Source organism: Paenibacillus sp. JJ-100, assembly GCF_948329825.1.
Taxonomy (GTDB): Bacteria; Bacillota; Bacilli; order Paenibacillales; family Paenibacillaceae; genus Paenibacillus.
In genome coordinates, this window is record NZ_CAOJCM010000006.1 from 179,314 (window position 1) to 194,348 (window position 15,035).

The 15,035-nt window shown below is 45.2% G+C and carries 13 protein-coding genes and 1 pseudogene; 7 read left to right on the forward strand and 7 right to left on the reverse strand.

Annotation, left to right across the window (positions count from 1 at the left end):
- Positions 1-6 precede the first annotated feature (6 nt).
- Both PQG66_RS20555 and PQG66_RS20560 read right to left on the reverse strand, forming a co-directional pair.
- Positions 7-1,014 (reverse strand): BMP family lipoprotein, encoded by a 1,008-nt coding sequence (locus PQG66_RS20555; protein ID WP_272039672.1) that lies wholly within the window; start codon positions 1,012-1,014, stop codon positions 7-9.
- A 479-nt stretch (positions 1,015-1,493) separates the two neighbouring features.
- Positions 1,494-2,393, reverse strand: a complete 900-nt coding sequence (locus tag PQG66_RS20560) for an SDR family oxidoreductase (protein WP_272039673.1) — start codon at positions 2,391-2,393, stop codon at positions 1,494-1,496.
- 159 nt (positions 2,394-2,552) lie between these two features.
- Between PQG66_RS20560 and fosB the strand changes: the two genes are divergently transcribed.
- Positions 2,553-2,972: a metallothiol transferase FosB gene (gene fosB / locus PQG66_RS20565; RefSeq protein WP_272039674.1), complete on the forward strand. Its 420-nt coding sequence runs from the start codon at positions 2,553-2,555 to the stop codon at positions 2,970-2,972.
- A gap of 136 nt (positions 2,973-3,108) precedes the next feature.
- Entirely contained in the window at positions 3,109-4,920 is a 1,812-nt protein-coding gene (locus PQG66_RS20570; protein WP_272039675.1) for a S9 family peptidase, read from the forward strand.
- A gap of 308 nt (positions 4,921-5,228) precedes the next feature.
- Here the strand turns inward: PQG66_RS20570 and PQG66_RS20575 are convergent, their stop codons facing one another.
- From PQG66_RS20575 to PQG66_RS20585, 3 genes are all read right to left on the reverse strand, one after another.
- A complete protein-coding gene (locus PQG66_RS20575; RefSeq protein WP_272039676.1) occupies positions 5,229-6,602 on the reverse strand; it encodes an Imm51 family immunity protein in 1,374 nt (457 codons plus the stop codon).
- A gap of 227 nt (positions 6,603-6,829) precedes the next feature.
- On the reverse strand, positions 6,830-7,861 hold the full coding sequence (locus PQG66_RS20580; protein WP_272039677.1) for a ribonucleotide-diphosphate reductase subunit beta: 1,032 nt from the start codon (positions 7,859-7,861) through the stop codon (positions 6,830-6,832).
- A gap of 158 nt (positions 7,862-8,019) precedes the next feature.
- Positions 8,020-10,353, reverse strand: coding sequence for a ribonucleoside-diphosphate reductase subunit alpha (locus tag PQG66_RS20585; protein ID WP_272039678.1), 2,334 nt, complete (start codon positions 10,351-10,353; stop codon positions 8,020-8,022).
- Positions 10,354-11,117: 764 nt separating this feature from the next.
- On the opposite strand from PQG66_RS20585, the gene PQG66_RS20590 reads away from it, so the two are divergent.
- Positions 11,118-11,444, forward strand: a complete 327-nt coding sequence (locus PQG66_RS20590) for an MTH1187 family thiamine-binding protein (protein WP_272039679.1) — start codon at positions 11,118-11,120, stop codon at positions 11,442-11,444.
- Positions 11,445-11,638: 194 nt separating this feature from the next.
- Here PQG66_RS20590 and PQG66_RS20595 read toward each other — a convergent pair whose 3' ends face one another.
- Complete coding sequence (locus PQG66_RS20595) at positions 11,639-12,166, reverse strand: stalk domain-containing protein (RefSeq protein ID WP_272039680.1); 528 nt, start codon at positions 12,164-12,166, stop codon at positions 11,639-11,641.
- A 207-nt stretch (positions 12,167-12,373) separates the two neighbouring features.
- Positions 12,374-13,492: a PsbP-related protein gene (locus PQG66_RS20600; RefSeq protein ID WP_272039681.1), complete on the reverse strand. Its 1,119-nt coding sequence runs from the start codon at positions 13,490-13,492 to the stop codon at positions 12,374-12,376.
- A 296-nt stretch (positions 13,493-13,788) separates the two neighbouring features.
- On the opposite strand from PQG66_RS20600, the gene PQG66_RS20605 reads away from it, so the two are divergent.
- From PQG66_RS20605 to PQG66_RS25375, 4 genes and pseudogenes are all read left to right on the forward strand, one after another.
- Positions 13,789-13,890, forward strand: coding sequence for a YjcZ family sporulation protein (locus tag PQG66_RS20605; protein ID WP_272039682.1), 102 nt, complete (start codon positions 13,789-13,791; stop codon positions 13,888-13,890).
- 42 nt (positions 13,891-13,932) lie between these two features.
- Positions 13,933-14,037 (forward strand): YjcZ family sporulation protein, encoded by a 105-nt coding sequence (locus tag PQG66_RS20610; protein ID WP_272039683.1) that lies wholly within the window; start codon positions 13,933-13,935, stop codon positions 14,035-14,037.
- Between the two features lie 41 nt (positions 14,038-14,078).
- Positions 14,079-14,207, forward strand: a complete 129-nt coding sequence (locus PQG66_RS20615) for a hypothetical protein (protein WP_272039684.1) — start codon at positions 14,079-14,081, stop codon at positions 14,205-14,207.
- A 253-nt stretch (positions 14,208-14,460) separates the two neighbouring features.
- Positions 14,461-14,550 (forward strand): annotated as a pseudogene (locus tag PQG66_RS25375) (sporulation protein YjcZ); the annotation flags it as partial.
- Between the last annotated feature and the right edge of the window lie 485 nt (positions 14,551-15,035).

A 15,035-nucleotide genomic window follows, 5' to 3' on the forward strand; every position in this document is an offset into this window, starting at 1 on the left:
CGTGAGTTATGGATGATTTATAATTTTGATTTGACCCGAAGAGATTCCGGATTTTTGATCATCAAACATTTTCTGCTGTTCTTCACTTAGACGGATGTTGTGAAGCTCAGTCAAGCCTACAGCATTCTCAGCCAGTCCTTCTGAGATTTCCTTAGTCGGGAAGGTATGGTTGTTCTGGATAAACCTATTCACGGCGTTATAGATGGAGACATCTACATTTTTCAACATGGATGCAAGGACTGCTTTCTCCGCGATAAAGAACTGATCCGTATCTACACCAATGGCATACTTACCCAAATCTTGAATTTCGGTCAGAGCACCCACCCCTGTCAGGCCTGCGACCGCATAGATCACGTCGACACCGTTCTCCTGAATCATTTTATTAGCAATCTGCTTGCCTAGATCGGGATTACCGAAATCACCGGCATAGATAACATCTACAGTAGCTTCAGGGTTGACTGCGAGTACCCCCTGTTCAAAGCCTTTTTCGAAATCTTTAAGCACCGGAATTTCTAATCCTCCCAAGAATCCGACACGGTTTTCCTTGGAAGCCATGGCTGCAAGGACACCGGCCAGGTAACTGCCTTCCTCAGCACGAAATGAGATGGAAGCAATGTTAGGCAGGGTCGACTGACCGTCAATCAACAGAAATTGCTGATCAGGATATTTGGTCGCGACCTTTTCCATATCAGCGAGAATGGTATTGCTGAGTCCAATAATGAGATCGAATTTTTCTTCTGAAAATTCCTCAAACGCAGCTTCGGGTGTTAGGTCCTTGCTAGGTTCACGATAGTCAAAAATAATGCTTTTCTCATCCCTGGCTTTAACCAGTCCGTTAAAAGCAGCGTCATTAAAAGATCGGTCTCCCAGGCCAACCTCCGTCAGAACAATCCCGACCTTAGTCTTTGCATCGGTAGCTGCCGTTTCAGATTTGCTTGAACAAGCCCCTATGAGTAGCAGAACTAGAGTGACAAGCATAGTGAGACTCATACGGATAAACATCTTCGTTTTCATTTGGATTGCCCTCATTTCTATAGCGATATGTATGTATTAGATGTGGAATTTGGAGTGTTGGCTGAATTCTAATGATCTCCACAACGTCATTCCCTTATCTATATCGGTGAAAGCTGTTGTTTTTTTATGCTGTTCTTTGAAAATTTACGGAAATATAATTATTTTTCATGAATATTGCATATTTTTACGAAATATCGCAGAAAACTAACACGTGTAAGCGCTTCTAATCTCCCTGAACACAAAATCATGGTACAGCCCCATAGCAACGAAATCATGTGCAGAAAATAGAAAACAATAAAAGCAAAGCAGAGGAATAGATCCTGGGCTGCTTTGCTTTATCTTGGACACAGTACAAGTCTGGGAATAATCGTATGATCGGGTTCGTTTTCTGTTTGATTTCTGTTCGTTTTCCTCGCTCTAGTGTGTTCGCGTGCTGTGAATCTGTCAAAAAACCTCTTCCTTTAATTGTGCACCTGATTTCACGTCGTGACCATATCGCCGCCATTGACATGAATGCATTCGCCGGTAACGTAAGAAGAATCACGTGACGCCAGATAGACATAAGCTGCCGCCAGTTCGTACGGTTGACCAGCTCGCCCCATGGGCGTATCGGTCCCAAACACCTGCACATCCTCGGCCGAGAAGCTGGATGGAATAAGCGGCGTCCAGATGGGACCCGGAGCCACAGCGTTTACACGAATACCTTTGCCAGCCAGAGATTGGGATAGCACACGCGTGAGAGAAACGACAGCTCCTTTGGTCGATGAATAATCAATTAGACGCACATCACCTTTGTAAGCTGTAATAGAGGCGGTATTGATAATAGAAGCCCCTTGACACAGATGGGGAAGGGCAGCCTGAATCAGGAAGAAATACGAGAATACATTCGTTTGAAACGTGTGATACAGCTGCTCTTCCGTAATGTCGACAATGCTCTGCTGCACATACTGAACGGCATGATTGTTGACCAGTACATCGATCTTGCCGAACATATCTACCGTCTTGCGGATGACTGCTTCACAATTGGGTTTCAGACGCAGATCAGTCTCTAGGAGCAGACAGCGCTGGCCCAGCTCGATAATCCGGTCACGTGTCCATTCTGCATCACTTCGCTCGTATAGATAAGCGATAACAACGTCTGCACCCTCTTTGGCATAAGCAATTGCTGCAGCCCGACCAATACCGCTGTCACCGCCTGTAATAATGGCAACCTTGCCTTGGAGTTTGCAGCTTCCAATATAAGCAGGGTCTTCACTGATTGGTTCGGGAACCATCAATGATTCCAGCCCCGGCTGCTGATCCTGATGTTGGGGTGGGAAAGCTAACTTTTGCGGTTTACATACTGTTTTTTCACCATAAAATGGATATACAGGGTTCATCGCTTGAACTCCTCCTCGATCGATTCTTGATATGCTTACTCTATGCATTCGCCCAGAAGAAGGTGCGATGAGACGGAGCCTCGAGGTTGTATTTTGCAAGAAAGATATACCATAATAAGAGTGGAACTCTTTAAATTTGATGGAGGTGTTAGGAGCCATATGAACATTCAGGGAATTAATCATTTGTGCTTTTCCGTATCGAATCTGGAGCGATCCATTTCGTTCTTTGAGCAGGCTCTGGGTGCCCGAATTCAGGTGAAAGGACGCAAGCTGGCCTATTTCGAATTGGCTGGTCTATGGGTTGCGCTGAATCAGGAGGATGTCCTTCGTAATTATACGGAACGAACCTATACCCATATCGCCTTTACAGTAAAAGAAGAAGAGTTTGAAGATTCCGTTGAGCAGTTGCGAGCTGCAGGAGCTGATATTATTCCCGGAAGACCGCGAGATGCGAGGGACGGGAAATCCATTTATTTTACAGACCCGGACGGTCATCTGTTTGAATTGCATACCGGCAGTTTGAAGCAGCGATTGGAATACTATCGTGAAGAAAAACCCCATATGACGTTTTATACATGAAATGAGCATAAAAATAAAATTGACATTTAAGCTCACATAACTATTGTAAAAATGATGTAACTAACGATAAAATGGACAAATAGTACCTTAATTTACCAATGTTAAATTCGTGGGTTTAATCTTAAGGGGGTTTGTCATGATTCAGTTTCCGAAGCCGGATGTGGAGCAGTATTTCCAGACGTATCGCATTGCGCATTTTGCCGTATCCGCTGATGAGAAGCGGCTCTATATGGACAGCAGCCTGAACGGTCAGCCGAATATTTGGGCGATGGATTTGCCTGGCGGTTATCCGTATCCTTTGACGTATCTGAACCAGAGCAGTCAGTTTATCAAAGCCGACCCGCAAGGACGCCATCTGCTTACCGCTTTTGATCGCGATGGGAATGAAAACTATCATCTCTATGCGCTACCGCCGGAGGGGGGAGTGCCACTTCCTGTGGTTCCAGCAGAGCCAGATGATCGCTGTTATTATGCTCACTTATCGGAGGATGGGAAGCGTCTGTACTACATTACGAGTTCGGGCAATCCGAATTATTTGAATTCACGTAGACGTGACCTGGAGACTGGAGAAGATATCCTTTTGCATGAGGGAGAAGGGGCTAATAGCAGTCTCATAGCGGTAAGTCCGAATGAAGAAGCCTTCGTAATCCTTAAATTGTATTCGAATACGTACCAGACCGCTCATCTATATCGTAACGGTGAATCACATCCCATTGTACCGGTTACGGAGCGGCAGAGTCAGATTGCCGATGTCCTGTTCGCAGGAGATGAACGCTTGCTGCTGATTACCAATGACAACTCGGCATATTCGTATGTGGCGGAATATGTCATTGCTACGGGAGAATTCCGATCGCTGTGTCACATTGATGGTGAAGACGTAGAAGTGATTCGCTGGCATGAAGCATCTGAAACATTGTATATCTGGACACTGACCGGGCCGGAGAATCGCATGTATGTGCTGGGAAAAGGTGAGAAGGAACCTCGCCGCATGGACATGCCGCTTGATACGATTGATCAGGTGAACGTGACCAAAGCGGGTAACGTGTACATGCTCGGACGCGGTGCTGTTCAGCCTCATAACATCTATCGCCTGCTTGCAGGTAGTGAGTCCTGGGAAGCGTTAACGGCCAATCGGCTAACCGGGTTGAACCCGGACGACCTTGTATCTCCCGATGTAGTACGGTACAACTCCTACGATGGGCTAGAGATTGAAGCGCTGCTGTTCAAGGCCAAGCCGGAGCAGGCAAACGGATACAGCGTATTCTGGCCGCATGGCGGACCGCAGGCATCGGAAGCCAAGTTTTTACGGCCTATGTTTCAGTTATTACTTGCGGAAGGGTACAACATCTTTGCTCCGAACTTCCGGGGCAGTACAGGATACGGTGCTGAATTCGTGAAGATGGTTGAGCGGGATTGGGGCGAAGGGCCGAGGTTGGACTGTGTTGCAGGCATTCAGTGGTTGTTCGATCAAGGCATTAGCTCACCTGAACGTTTGTTTGTCGTTGGCGGCAGTTACGGAGGTTATATGACCCTTCTGCTTGCAGGGCGCCATCCAGAGTTGTTCCGTGCAGCAGTTGATATTTTTGGCCCATGCAATCTGTTCACTTTTCTGGAGTCTGTGCCGGAGGACTGGAAGCCCATGATGGATATGTGGCTGGGTGATCCTGTACGTGACCGGGAACGCTTGATCAAAGATTCACCGATTACGTATCTGGATCAGATGGTGAACCCGATGCTGGTCATTCAGGGAGCCAATGATCCGAGAGTGGTCAAGGCTGAATCCGATCAGATCGTGGCCGCGTTGCAAGAGAAGGGTGTAGAAGTGGAGTACATCGTCTTGGATGATGAAGGCCATGGCTTCTCTAGAAAAACGAACGAAATTTTAGTGTATCGCAAAATGGTAGAGTTTCTGCAAAAACATCAAGAGACGCCAGTTGCTCAAGTTTGATCTGAATTGCTCTGATCGCTTTATGATCTGATTGCTGTACCATATAGAGAGACCGTTAGTGTGCAGTTCATAATGTGCAGGCAGCTCTCGCGACAAAACATATAACAGAGTAAAGAAACAGCCAATGATCACGAAGATCACGGGCTGTTTCTTTATGCTTCCACCAGAATATTAATATCTATCTTACCAGATTGATTGCTGAGGCTTGAGTTCTCGAAGTACGTGTTCCCAATATCCATGGTAACCACTTCATTATTGTTGTAACATCTCATCCATTATGTTAGCCGACTAGAAGTCTCCTTGTCTCTTTAATCCAACTCAGCTCGAGAAAATAAGTCCAGAATGAGGTCACGTTGCTCACATGCCTGCTTAAACCCGAGAATAAAGGATATAAGAGCGTCTTTGTCATTTGTATAAGCACAGAACATATCGGCTTCCGGATCAAAACGAATGACAGACGTCAGATGTGGCATTTTTTCTTCGAGAAACACGGATGCAAGGGAGGCCCAATCGTACCCACTACCTTCGAAACCTTCCTCTGCACGTGAGTCAAACACGTCTTGAAGATATGTACCTGCATTTAGAATCACGGAATAGGAATTGGTTCCTGCATCAATGAACCTAAAAGGGGCAATGGCTTCTTTCGAAAATGTTGTCACGCTTTGGTTCTCTGTGAATACAGCAGTAATTGCTTGTTTTTCATCGAGCGGGTCAAAGTCTTCCTCGTCAAGCAAATCAAAGTGTTCTTCGTCCAGCAGACCGCGAACGAATACTTCGAAATTAGGTGCCAGATAGGTGATTTCATAATCACTCTCTTGATCGACATGCACGACACAAGGCTCGCCTTCCGGTCCGCAGAAGCGATAGTCCAGCATGACTACATCATGGCCGGCTGATGGACAATCACAGATGACAATCCCGAGGTCGGGGTATCCCCAATTTTCAATCATGAAGCGGCTACCGAGCTCACCTCCGAGAGAATACATTTTGTCCCGGCCAATCCCGCTAATGCTTGTAATGGCGATATGATCTTCTGCCCAACTTGTACTCTCTTGGGTCGGGAACGTTGTGCGAGCGGGTATACCGCCATTCTGTGTGTTCATCAATTGAATATAGGAAGCAGGGAGTTTGTACCCGAGTTCCTGTTCAATGGATTGAACCAGTGCTTCGTCAAAAGGTGCAGACACATGGTTGTCCCGTGCATAATCGCTCTGCTGCCAGAACGTTGCAGGGTCGTATGTTCCTGAAGCTGTCCGGAGCTGATTTAATGTACCGCCCTGCTCCCATTCCGCCTGTTCTGCTTCCCAGAGAATACGATCCCGCTCCATTTTGGTTACTTTGGGGCGAATCCAGTCCAGAAAATCTTGCGTGGACTCATCGCCGGGTTCGAGACGATTAGCCTCCTCAAAAGCAGCCTGTGCGAGCTTGTATTCAGCAATATGATAGTAGCCATAACCCAATCGGAAATGCCATAACGGGTCAAGTGTTCCTTGTTCCTTGACGCTGTTTAACAACTGAATTGCTTTACGATAATCTTCTAAATTGTTGTATGCTCTTGCAAGCTGTCCGATGGTTTCAGCATCCTTCTCGGATTCTGGTAGTGCCTCAAGACGTTTAACGATGAGAGCGTAGTCCTCCTGTTCATGCCAAGTATTGATCTGTGCAAGCAAATCTTTATTCATGATTAGACCTCATTTCTAATTGAAATAATGGAAGCTTTTTCAACTATTTTACAAGGTTTAGAGAGAAAAAACACTCTCCTCGCTGGCAGCTATGAAGCTTTCCCAGCAGGGAGAGTGTTTATGATATACATATTTTCTGCCTTTAGCAGGGCACTCACAGAGCATCCTGTATCATCTTGGATAATCTGTTTCTTATCCTGTATAGAGCATTACCTGCTCCATTGCTATTACAGATCGTCGAATCCGTTATCGTCGCCTACTTTACCATAGTTACGGGATTTGGCTTCGAAGAAGTCGGTTTTCGTTGCGTTCAGTGCTTCGTCAGAGAACGGTTTGATCCAAGGCATGCAGTTTACGTCCACGCCTTCATACGCTTTTTCCATACCCATCAGACGAAGACGTTTGTTAGCGATGTATTTAATGTAGTCTTCCAGCTCGTTCAGGTCGATGCCGCGAACGTTGCTGAGGGTGTAGTGTGCCCAGTTGGTTTCAAGTTCAACTGCGCGGTCAATCGTTTTGTATACGTAGTCCATGTTTTCTGGCGTGTTAAGTTCAGGGAAGTCTACCAGTAACTGTTTGAACACTTCAGCGAAGAAGTAGCAGTGCTGGTTCTCATCCCGCTGAATGTACGAGATCATCTGGCTGGTTGCCATCATTTTCTGATCCCGAGCCAGGTTATAGAAGAACGCAAATGTACTATAGAAGAAAATACCTTCGAGAATCAGGTCAGCTACCATAGCTTGGAAGAATGTCTGTGGAGACGGATTGTCTCGGAAGCTTTGGTAGATGTCAGAGATGAAACGGTTGCGGTCAAGCAGTACCGGATCATGTTTCCAGTATTCGAAAATCTCTTTCTGCTCCTGTTCGGATACGATCGAAGACAGAACGTAGGAATAGGATTGGTTGTGCACAACTTCCTGCTGTCCGATAATCGCTGAGATAGCCTCAAGCGAAGAGTCCGTAAAGTAACGTTTTACATCACCAACAAACATTGTCTGCATGGAATCCAAAACGGCAAGCAAGGAGATGTTAATTTTAAATGTACGCTGCTCTTCAGGATCCAGATGGGGGAACTGAGAAGCGTCCTTGGACATTGGAATCTCGTCCGCAATCCAGTGGTTGAGCAACAATACTTTATACAATTTGTACATGTGAGGCATACGAATGTCGTTCCAGTTCAGGATCCCCGAGCATTCACCTTCAATGATGCGAGTCGATTGGTTAGGGGCTTCGGTATTAAAAATTTTCTGTACTTGCATAATCCGTTCACTCCTTGAATGATTTTACACTGTAAATAAACGATAACGAAAGAATAAACTTCCGCATGCGACGTTGAGGTTTTGGGTAAAAAAGAACCAGGGCAACGCTATTTTGCATTCAAAACAGGATGCCCCGGTGGTCATCATAGTCTTATCAATCAGCTCGCGCAGGAATCGCATTCCTCGATCGTTAATGCACGGCTTCGAACATAATAAGTGGATTTCATACCGGCTCTCCAAGCATGCAGATGCAGTTCCAAGAACTCGGTCGCCTTAATATCCGGTCGAACATACAGGTTGAAGCTTTGACCCTGGTCAACGTGACGTTGACGGGCAGCCGCCATGTTGATGGAAGCATGCTGATCGACCATAAATGCCGTCTTGTAGTACCAGATCGTTTTATCAGACAGATCCGGTGCCGGGTTGGCAATTTTGTATGTTGTTTTCTCTTCATAGGACAACAGCTCATAGAGCGGGTCAATACTTGCTGTTGAACCAGCAATAATGGAAGTGGAGCCGTTCGGTGCGATAGCAAACATCCAGGCGTTACGTACACCATTTTGTTTAACCTGCGCTTGCAGTTCTTTCCACTGTTCTGTTGTTACGTATTTTCCAACGCGCTCGCCTGTCGTGTAATCGCGTTGGTCGAAGTAATGACCGCTCTCCCAGTCAGAGCCTTTAAACTTCGGATAATGCCCTTTTTCTTTGGACAACTCCATGCTTGCTTGAACGAGCAGGTAGTTAATCTTTTCATACAGGTTATCATTATATGTCACAGCTTCTTCGGATTCCCAACGAATGCCTTCGAGAGCAAGCAGGTGATGCAGTCCGAATGTACCCAGACCAACAGCGCGGTATTGACTGTTCGTGTACTGAGCTTGAAGCACTTCAATATTGTTAATGTCGATTACGTTGTCCAGCATACGAACCTGAATTGGAATCAGGCGCTCCAGTACATCATGAGGTACGGCGCGAGCCAGGTGAATCGAGTTCAGGTTGCAGACCACGAAGTCGCCAGGTACTTTGGAGATCACGATGCGTGTCTGACCATCCTTGGTTACCAGTTCTTCTTTTTCCACTACAGTAGGGGATTGGTTCTGCATAATTTCAGTACACAGGTTGGACGAGTAGACCATACCATGTGCCCGGTTCGGGTTCGCCCGGTTTACGGTATCACGGTAGAACATGTACGGTGTACCTGTTTCGAGCTGTGATTTCATGACACGTTTCATGATGTCGATGGCTTGCACCGTAATACGGGACAACAACGGATGATTCACGGCTTCCTCATATTTCTCACGGAATGTACCTTGGCCTAAGGACTCATCATAGAAGTCTTCCAGACCGAGTGCACGACCGTTTTCATCTTTCCAGCCCATGATTTTTTTTGTTTCGTGCGGGCAGAACAGGCTCCATTCGCCGCGGCTTGCCACACGCTCCATGAACAAGTCAGGCAGGCAGACACCGTGGAAGACGTCATGCGCACGCATCCGCTCGTCACCGTTGTTCAGCTTCAGGTCAAGGAACGCCAGAATGTCTTTGTGGAAAACATCCAGGTATACGGCGATTGCACCTTTGCGTGTTCCGAGCTGATCTACACTCACGGCTGTGTTGTTCAACTGGCGAATCCAAGGGATAACGCCTGAACTAGTGTTTTTGTGACCACGGATGTCTGAACCACGCGCTCTGACTTTACCGAGATACACTCCAATACCGCCACCCATTTTACTCAAACGGGCCACGTCTGTATTGGAATCGAAGATGCCTTCCAGAGAGTCATCAACGGTGTCAATGAAGCAACTGGAGAGCTGTCCAGCCACCTTTTTACCTGCATTGGACATCGTCGGTGTAGCAGCCGTCATGTACATGTTGCTCATTGCCCAGTAAGCTTCTTTCACCAGCTCCATACGTTTCTCAGCAGGTTCTTGGTGCATTAGGTACATGGCAATGATCATGTAACGCTCTTGTGGCAGCTCCATGACTTTTCCGTCAAAATCATTGGCGAGGTAACGCTCTGCCAGTGTGAGCAAACCGATGTAGTCAAAGAGCAAATCGTTGCGGTAGTCGATGCACTCCGCGAGTTCGTCAATCTGTTCCTTGGTGTAACATTCCAGCAATTCTTCACGATAGATCCCTTTTTTGACCAGGTCAACGATCAGTGGATGGAATGCACCGTAAGGTTCGTCTGGGTATGACTTGTATCTGCGGTTCGTTGCCGCTTTTTTGTAAAGGGAAGTTAGCAGAGATCTTGCTGCTGCAAATTTCCAGTTCGGCTCTTCTTTCGTTACCAGTTCCAGAGCGCTCATCATAAAAGCGTTGCTGATCTCATCTCCGGTGACTTCGTCACGACGAAGCTTGCTGATAACTCCGCGTACCAGACGTTCCTTGTCGAGCATGTCCAGTCCTTCCAGGATACGGTCGGCATATACCGAGATGCGCATCTCGTCAAAGGCAAGCTGGCGATTGTTCGGCTTGGTCACAACTTGTGGCATGAATATTCCTCGCTTTCACATGATAAAAAATAAATAAATGAAAACCATTCTTTATGAATAGAATGGGAAGTCTACAACGATAAGGTAAATGCTGATTCTTGCGGACTACATTAGGGTAGTATCCAGGTACGGTTTGGATGGGCCATACGACAAGGTTTGAACAGAACATGCTCATACAAAAAGCATTCCCCTTGCCTTGCGGCTGAAAATGCCCATCCATGTTCTGGCTGCCCCTATCTGTCCGTGTATGGCTCTGACAGAACAAGTTGCTGTATGTAAGCTTTTGTCTGATCTGATCGGTTCGTACCTGTAAGTGAGGGTGCCGGGCACAGTCCAAATAGCCCCGTTAACCTCCGTACCAGTTCTGTCTTCGAGAAAGCGACTTACACCTACAGGGGCGTGCTTTTGAAGGTGATCACGACTCGCTTATCAAGAGATTTCAGATACTGGGTATAAGAAGTGGGGGAATCCCGGTTCACTATATTTTGTTGTTGTTATAATAACATACCCCAACATATAGTGTTTGTAAACAGGGTTTAAACAACAAAACGTAATTCCGAGTATACCATTTAAGCTATGAATCCGCAAAGGAAAAGGACTGGAAGATTTGAAGATTCTGCGAAAAAAAATTTAATGCATATGGAATGACGTCATCACGTCAGTTTGAATTCGAACACTTTTAACTGGTAAAATAGAAAGAGTCAAAACTCGACTAAAACTTGAGCGGCAACGGTTCAATCGGGGCCCAAAGGAGGCAGAGCTAAGTGGCAATTGCAGAAGTAACCGTCATACCGATTGGGACGGGAACTACCAGTCTGAGTAGTTACGTAGCAGATATGCAAAACATATTGGAAAGACAGCGCGGTATATCATACCAATTGACTTCGATGAGTACGATTATTGAAGGCCCGCTAAATGAAGTTTTTACCGCAATCGCAGCCTTACATGAAGCTCCGTTTCTGTCAGGGGCCCAACGTGTCTCTACATCCGTGAAGATTGATGATCGACGTGACAAACCGGATGCCTCCAGTGTGCAGAAGCTGCAATCCGTGCAGGACAAATTAATTTCGCTGCACAACAGGCCGAATTAAAGCGATAACCAATCTTGAGATTATGTGGCAGGAGCCATAGAAGCACTTTTCTAACAATATGTTCATAGATATGCTAATTTAAGTTCATAGACATATGAAATACACCCTTTAGAATTTTATGGATAAACGATAGTCTACCACCATGTCATTCTAAAGGGTGTGTACAAGAACAAAACCGAGATTTCGGCCTTGAATTAACGGATCAAGCCGGATTTTTTCAGATCTTCACGATGCAGGACAAGAGATCCTTGTAGTTTTTTGTAACGGATCGTGTTACCAGAAGGATCTGCTACAACTTTTTCCTCGGCCTCTTTAAGGCCATTAGCATTGACTGTAAGGAGAGTATTTAAATTTTTCGAAACGTTGTATACGTCAGCTGAATCTCCTTTAAGTTCAACCTTATAACCGTAAGCAGCAGATAGATCGATTAGAGTGATCCATTCCGCTTGGGATTGACTTTTTGCAGAGAACTCAATCGAGCGAGTGGCGCTCCGATAGTTTACCTCATAACCCAGAATTTTAGCAGCTTCACGCAGTTGTACATATGTATTTCCTTTATAAAGCAATTGATTGGATGCTACGGATTTCGACTGGCCATTCACCATAATCTTGAAATTAGCCAGAGTCGCTTGAACCTTTTGGGAAGTAGCGGCTACAGCCATAGAGGAAGAGCCAACCAGTAACCCTACGGATAAAGCGATGATAACTTTCTTCATTTTCATGTCCTCAACTCCTATGAAATTGTAATATACCAGAAAATTTTACCCCATTGTTCCTAAATTGAAACAGGAGTAATTTATTATTTTTCTCCGGCTTTAGAACCAAAGAGTGATGAAGGAAAAGGGAAAAAATGAAAAAAAATAGCCGTCTTCCATTAAATTGAAGACGGCCAATTCGTATTTATTAATTCTGTAGGCTTGCATCATTACCTATTCAGCTACAATTAATGACGCTCCTATTAAAGTAGAGTTAGTGAATCCACCACTCACATTTTCGAACGAGTAGTTGGCGATCGGTGCGCCAATCACGGTAGCATAGTCACCGTCAAGCAAGTCTCCTGTCGAGGCAGGATATATCGCTGTAATATAATTACCATAATCATCCTCAACTAGTACCATGGCGAAGGTTCCTCCCAAGGAGTTATCTTCTTCGACTTGAATAACCTGACCGCTTACACTGACAAACTCAGTGTAGTAATTAGATACGTTTTTATTGAGGTGTCGAGTTGTCACGTCTTTATTCACGAGTCCTTTAACCTTTTTGCGAAGGTCTGCGGTTTCTGCAGGGAATAGATCCGTGTGTTTCGCAAAGAAATCATACGATGCTTGCTCCAGCACGGCTTCGTCAGAGGTTAAAAATGGAGCCAGATCATTAAAAAAATCAGCGACAGTTGCAGTGGAAGACTGGTTTTCTGTCGATGCTGTTTGAGCTGTTTGCGCCAGTGTGTCTGTGAAATTCAAAGAGTTAAGGATGGTATTGGCCTCTTCTGAATTATAAGTATCCTTGGCATAGCTTAATGTCATGGTATAGAGCTCTGTGTTGGTTGGAATCATGTATTGAATCAGGACGATGTCGGTGCCAGAAGAATGAGTATAGCTCCCCTCAAGTACACCTGCGTTTATTTCTTTATAAGGCTTATTGCTATAGCTTGTCTTCTTGTAATTGGATATACCAATAGATTCGCCGTTCTGCACGTAGTAGTCCGCAGTATTGTTAGCAAATTCCTCTGGATTAACAGAACCTGATGCATTGGCTTCGATGGTCAAGTTTACGTTATCTGCAAATTTTGCTGAGGTGGATGGATTTGAAAATGCAGCTTTGACCGCTGCGTTTAATTGACTGGTATCTACACTTTTCCAAGATTCAGGATGTGAGAAGGAAAATCCTTCCCCTTTGTATGTAGTATACTTAGCTTCCTTCGTCTCACTTGAGACGGTTTGGGCTGCATTTGTTGCTTCAGATGTCTTGTTCTCAACTGATTTTTCTGAGTTGCTGCAAGCACTAAGTAGTGCGGTTAATGCTAGGATCGTAACTAGTTTCTTCATCATTTTTCTATTCCCCTAATATGGTTCCCATCGGTTGGGTTTTGTTCTTATGTCATCGGGCATTCGCTTAAGGCAGGCTTGATTACTCCTTTCCATATGAATATATAATTCTGAGTATTTCTAAAGAATTTCTAAAGAAGATGTACCTTCCCTGATAGGGGATATAGATCCTCTTCTATTAATTCTATCACTTAGGTGCTTATAAGGTAAGTAAACCGCCTATTTTAATCATGAGCCCGGTCTACTGTGTCTCTGTTGCATATAGTGAACTGTACCTCAAATCAAAAGGAGGGTTTTACATGAGTGGAGTCGTTGGTGGATACGGCGGATGGACATCGACTGGTGCGATCCTGGTTCTCTTTATCTTGCTGGTGATCATTTCTAAAGCATTCTTGATCTAATAAACGTTTAGACTGTCATGATATAAGCAAGGAGGGGTTAAGATGAGTGAAGTAGCGGGCGTAGGATACGGCGGCTGGACTTCCACTGGAGCAATCCTGGTGTTGTTCATTCTGCTGGTAATTATCACGAAATCATTCTGGGTATAATTTGTCGAGCTCTGCCGGGTAACCGGCAGGGTTTTATAAGAATGGACAAGCTGTGTGATCAGGGGGGGGAGAGACACACAGGGGAAGGCGAAGAGGTGGAAGTGATGACGAATGCCCATTTTGACATGATGAGGGCCATAGCCCGGTCCGCGAATCGGGCAGATACATAGCTTAGGGGTGTAGGCAAATGTTAAGGAGGAATGAGTAATGAACGAAATTAAACCAAACACACCGAACGGACAGGGGCATGTTTACGGAGTTAAAGGAGGAAAAGAGCAGATGTACGGATACCAATACACAGGTCACGAGATGTACACTTACGGCACGATGCCAATGGGGTATGGTTACGGTTATCAGTCAAATCAGGCACCGATGATGCATGGATATAACCATGGTTACAATCAGGGTTATGCACCTGCTTATGGTTATGGTGGAGGAGTCTGGAGCTCGATGGGAACCATTCTTGTATTGTTCATCTTGCTCGTCATCATTTCCAAAACAATGTTTATCTAATTCTTTTGTTAAGAGAGGCTGCCGTCCTAGCGTGGACTGCACCAATGGTTGTGAATCGGAAACATGGAAAAGCACCCGGAACCCAATTCCGGGTGCTTGATGTATGTTTTCAATCTTCTCAAGAATAAGTGATATCCAAAACAACAAAAGCCCTACCTCTCTTTTGTCCTTGCGGCTCCGATGACCGCGCCAGTGTGAATGGGAACATCTTGTAAACCCTGTCTACTGGGTTATTGTGATTCAGGTTCGTCAATCTCCATAGGTTCGTTGATCGTATTCGCTGCGGTCGCAGCATGAAGAAAATATTCCGGGGTTAAAAAGAAGACAGAAAATCATATGAGGTTGTTTATACAACTTTTATATCATACTACAGTCTGTAATATATTGCAATAAAAAGGAATCAAAAGATAACAAAGTTTAAAATGGAATGGAATCAGGCATCATGAAATCTAGTCTCAACTCTTGTTGCAAAGGTGATATATGTA

Excerpts from the sequence above, each read along its gene's own strand:
- PQG66_RS20555 (WP_272039672.1), bottom strand. The coding sequence starts at position 1,014 with ATGAAAACGAAGATGTTTATCCGTATGAGTCTCACTATGCTTGTCACT.
- PQG66_RS20560 (WP_272039673.1), bottom strand. The coding sequence starts at position 2,393 with ATGAACCCTGTATATCCATTTTATGGTGAAAAAACAGTATGTAAACCG.
- fosB (WP_272039674.1), top strand. The coding sequence starts at position 2,553 with ATGAACATTCAGGGAATTAATCATTTGTGCTTTTCCGTATCGAATCTG.
- PQG66_RS20570 (WP_272039675.1), top strand. The coding sequence starts at position 3,109 with ATGATTCAGTTTCCGAAGCCGGATGTGGAGCAGTATTTCCAGACGTAT.
- PQG66_RS20575 (WP_272039676.1), bottom strand. The coding sequence starts at position 6,602 with ATGAATAAAGATTTGCTTGCACAGATCAATACTTGGCATGAACAGGAG.
- PQG66_RS20580 (WP_272039677.1), bottom strand. The coding sequence starts at position 7,861 with ATGCAAGTACAGAAAATTTTTAATACCGAAGCCCCTAACCAATCGACT.
- PQG66_RS20585 (WP_272039678.1), bottom strand. The coding sequence starts at position 10,353 with ATGCCACAAGTTGTGACCAAGCCGAACAATCGCCAGCTTGCCTTTGAC.
- PQG66_RS20595 (WP_272039680.1), bottom strand. The coding sequence starts at position 12,166 with ATGAAAATGAAGAAAGTTATCATCGCTTTATCCGTAGGGTTACTGGTT.
- PQG66_RS20600 (WP_272039681.1), bottom strand. The coding sequence starts at position 13,492 with ATGATGAAGAAACTAGTTACGATCCTAGCATTAACCGCACTACTTAGT.
- PQG66_RS20605 (WP_272039682.1), top strand. The coding sequence starts at position 13,789 with ATGAGTGGAGTCGTTGGTGGATACGGCGGATGGACATCGACTGGTGCG.
- PQG66_RS20610 (WP_272039683.1), top strand. The coding sequence starts at position 13,933 with ATGAGTGAAGTAGCGGGCGTAGGATACGGCGGCTGGACTTCCACTGGA.
- PQG66_RS20615 (WP_272039684.1), top strand. The coding sequence starts at position 14,079 with ATGGACAAGCTGTGTGATCAGGGGGGGGAGAGACACACAGGGGAAGGC.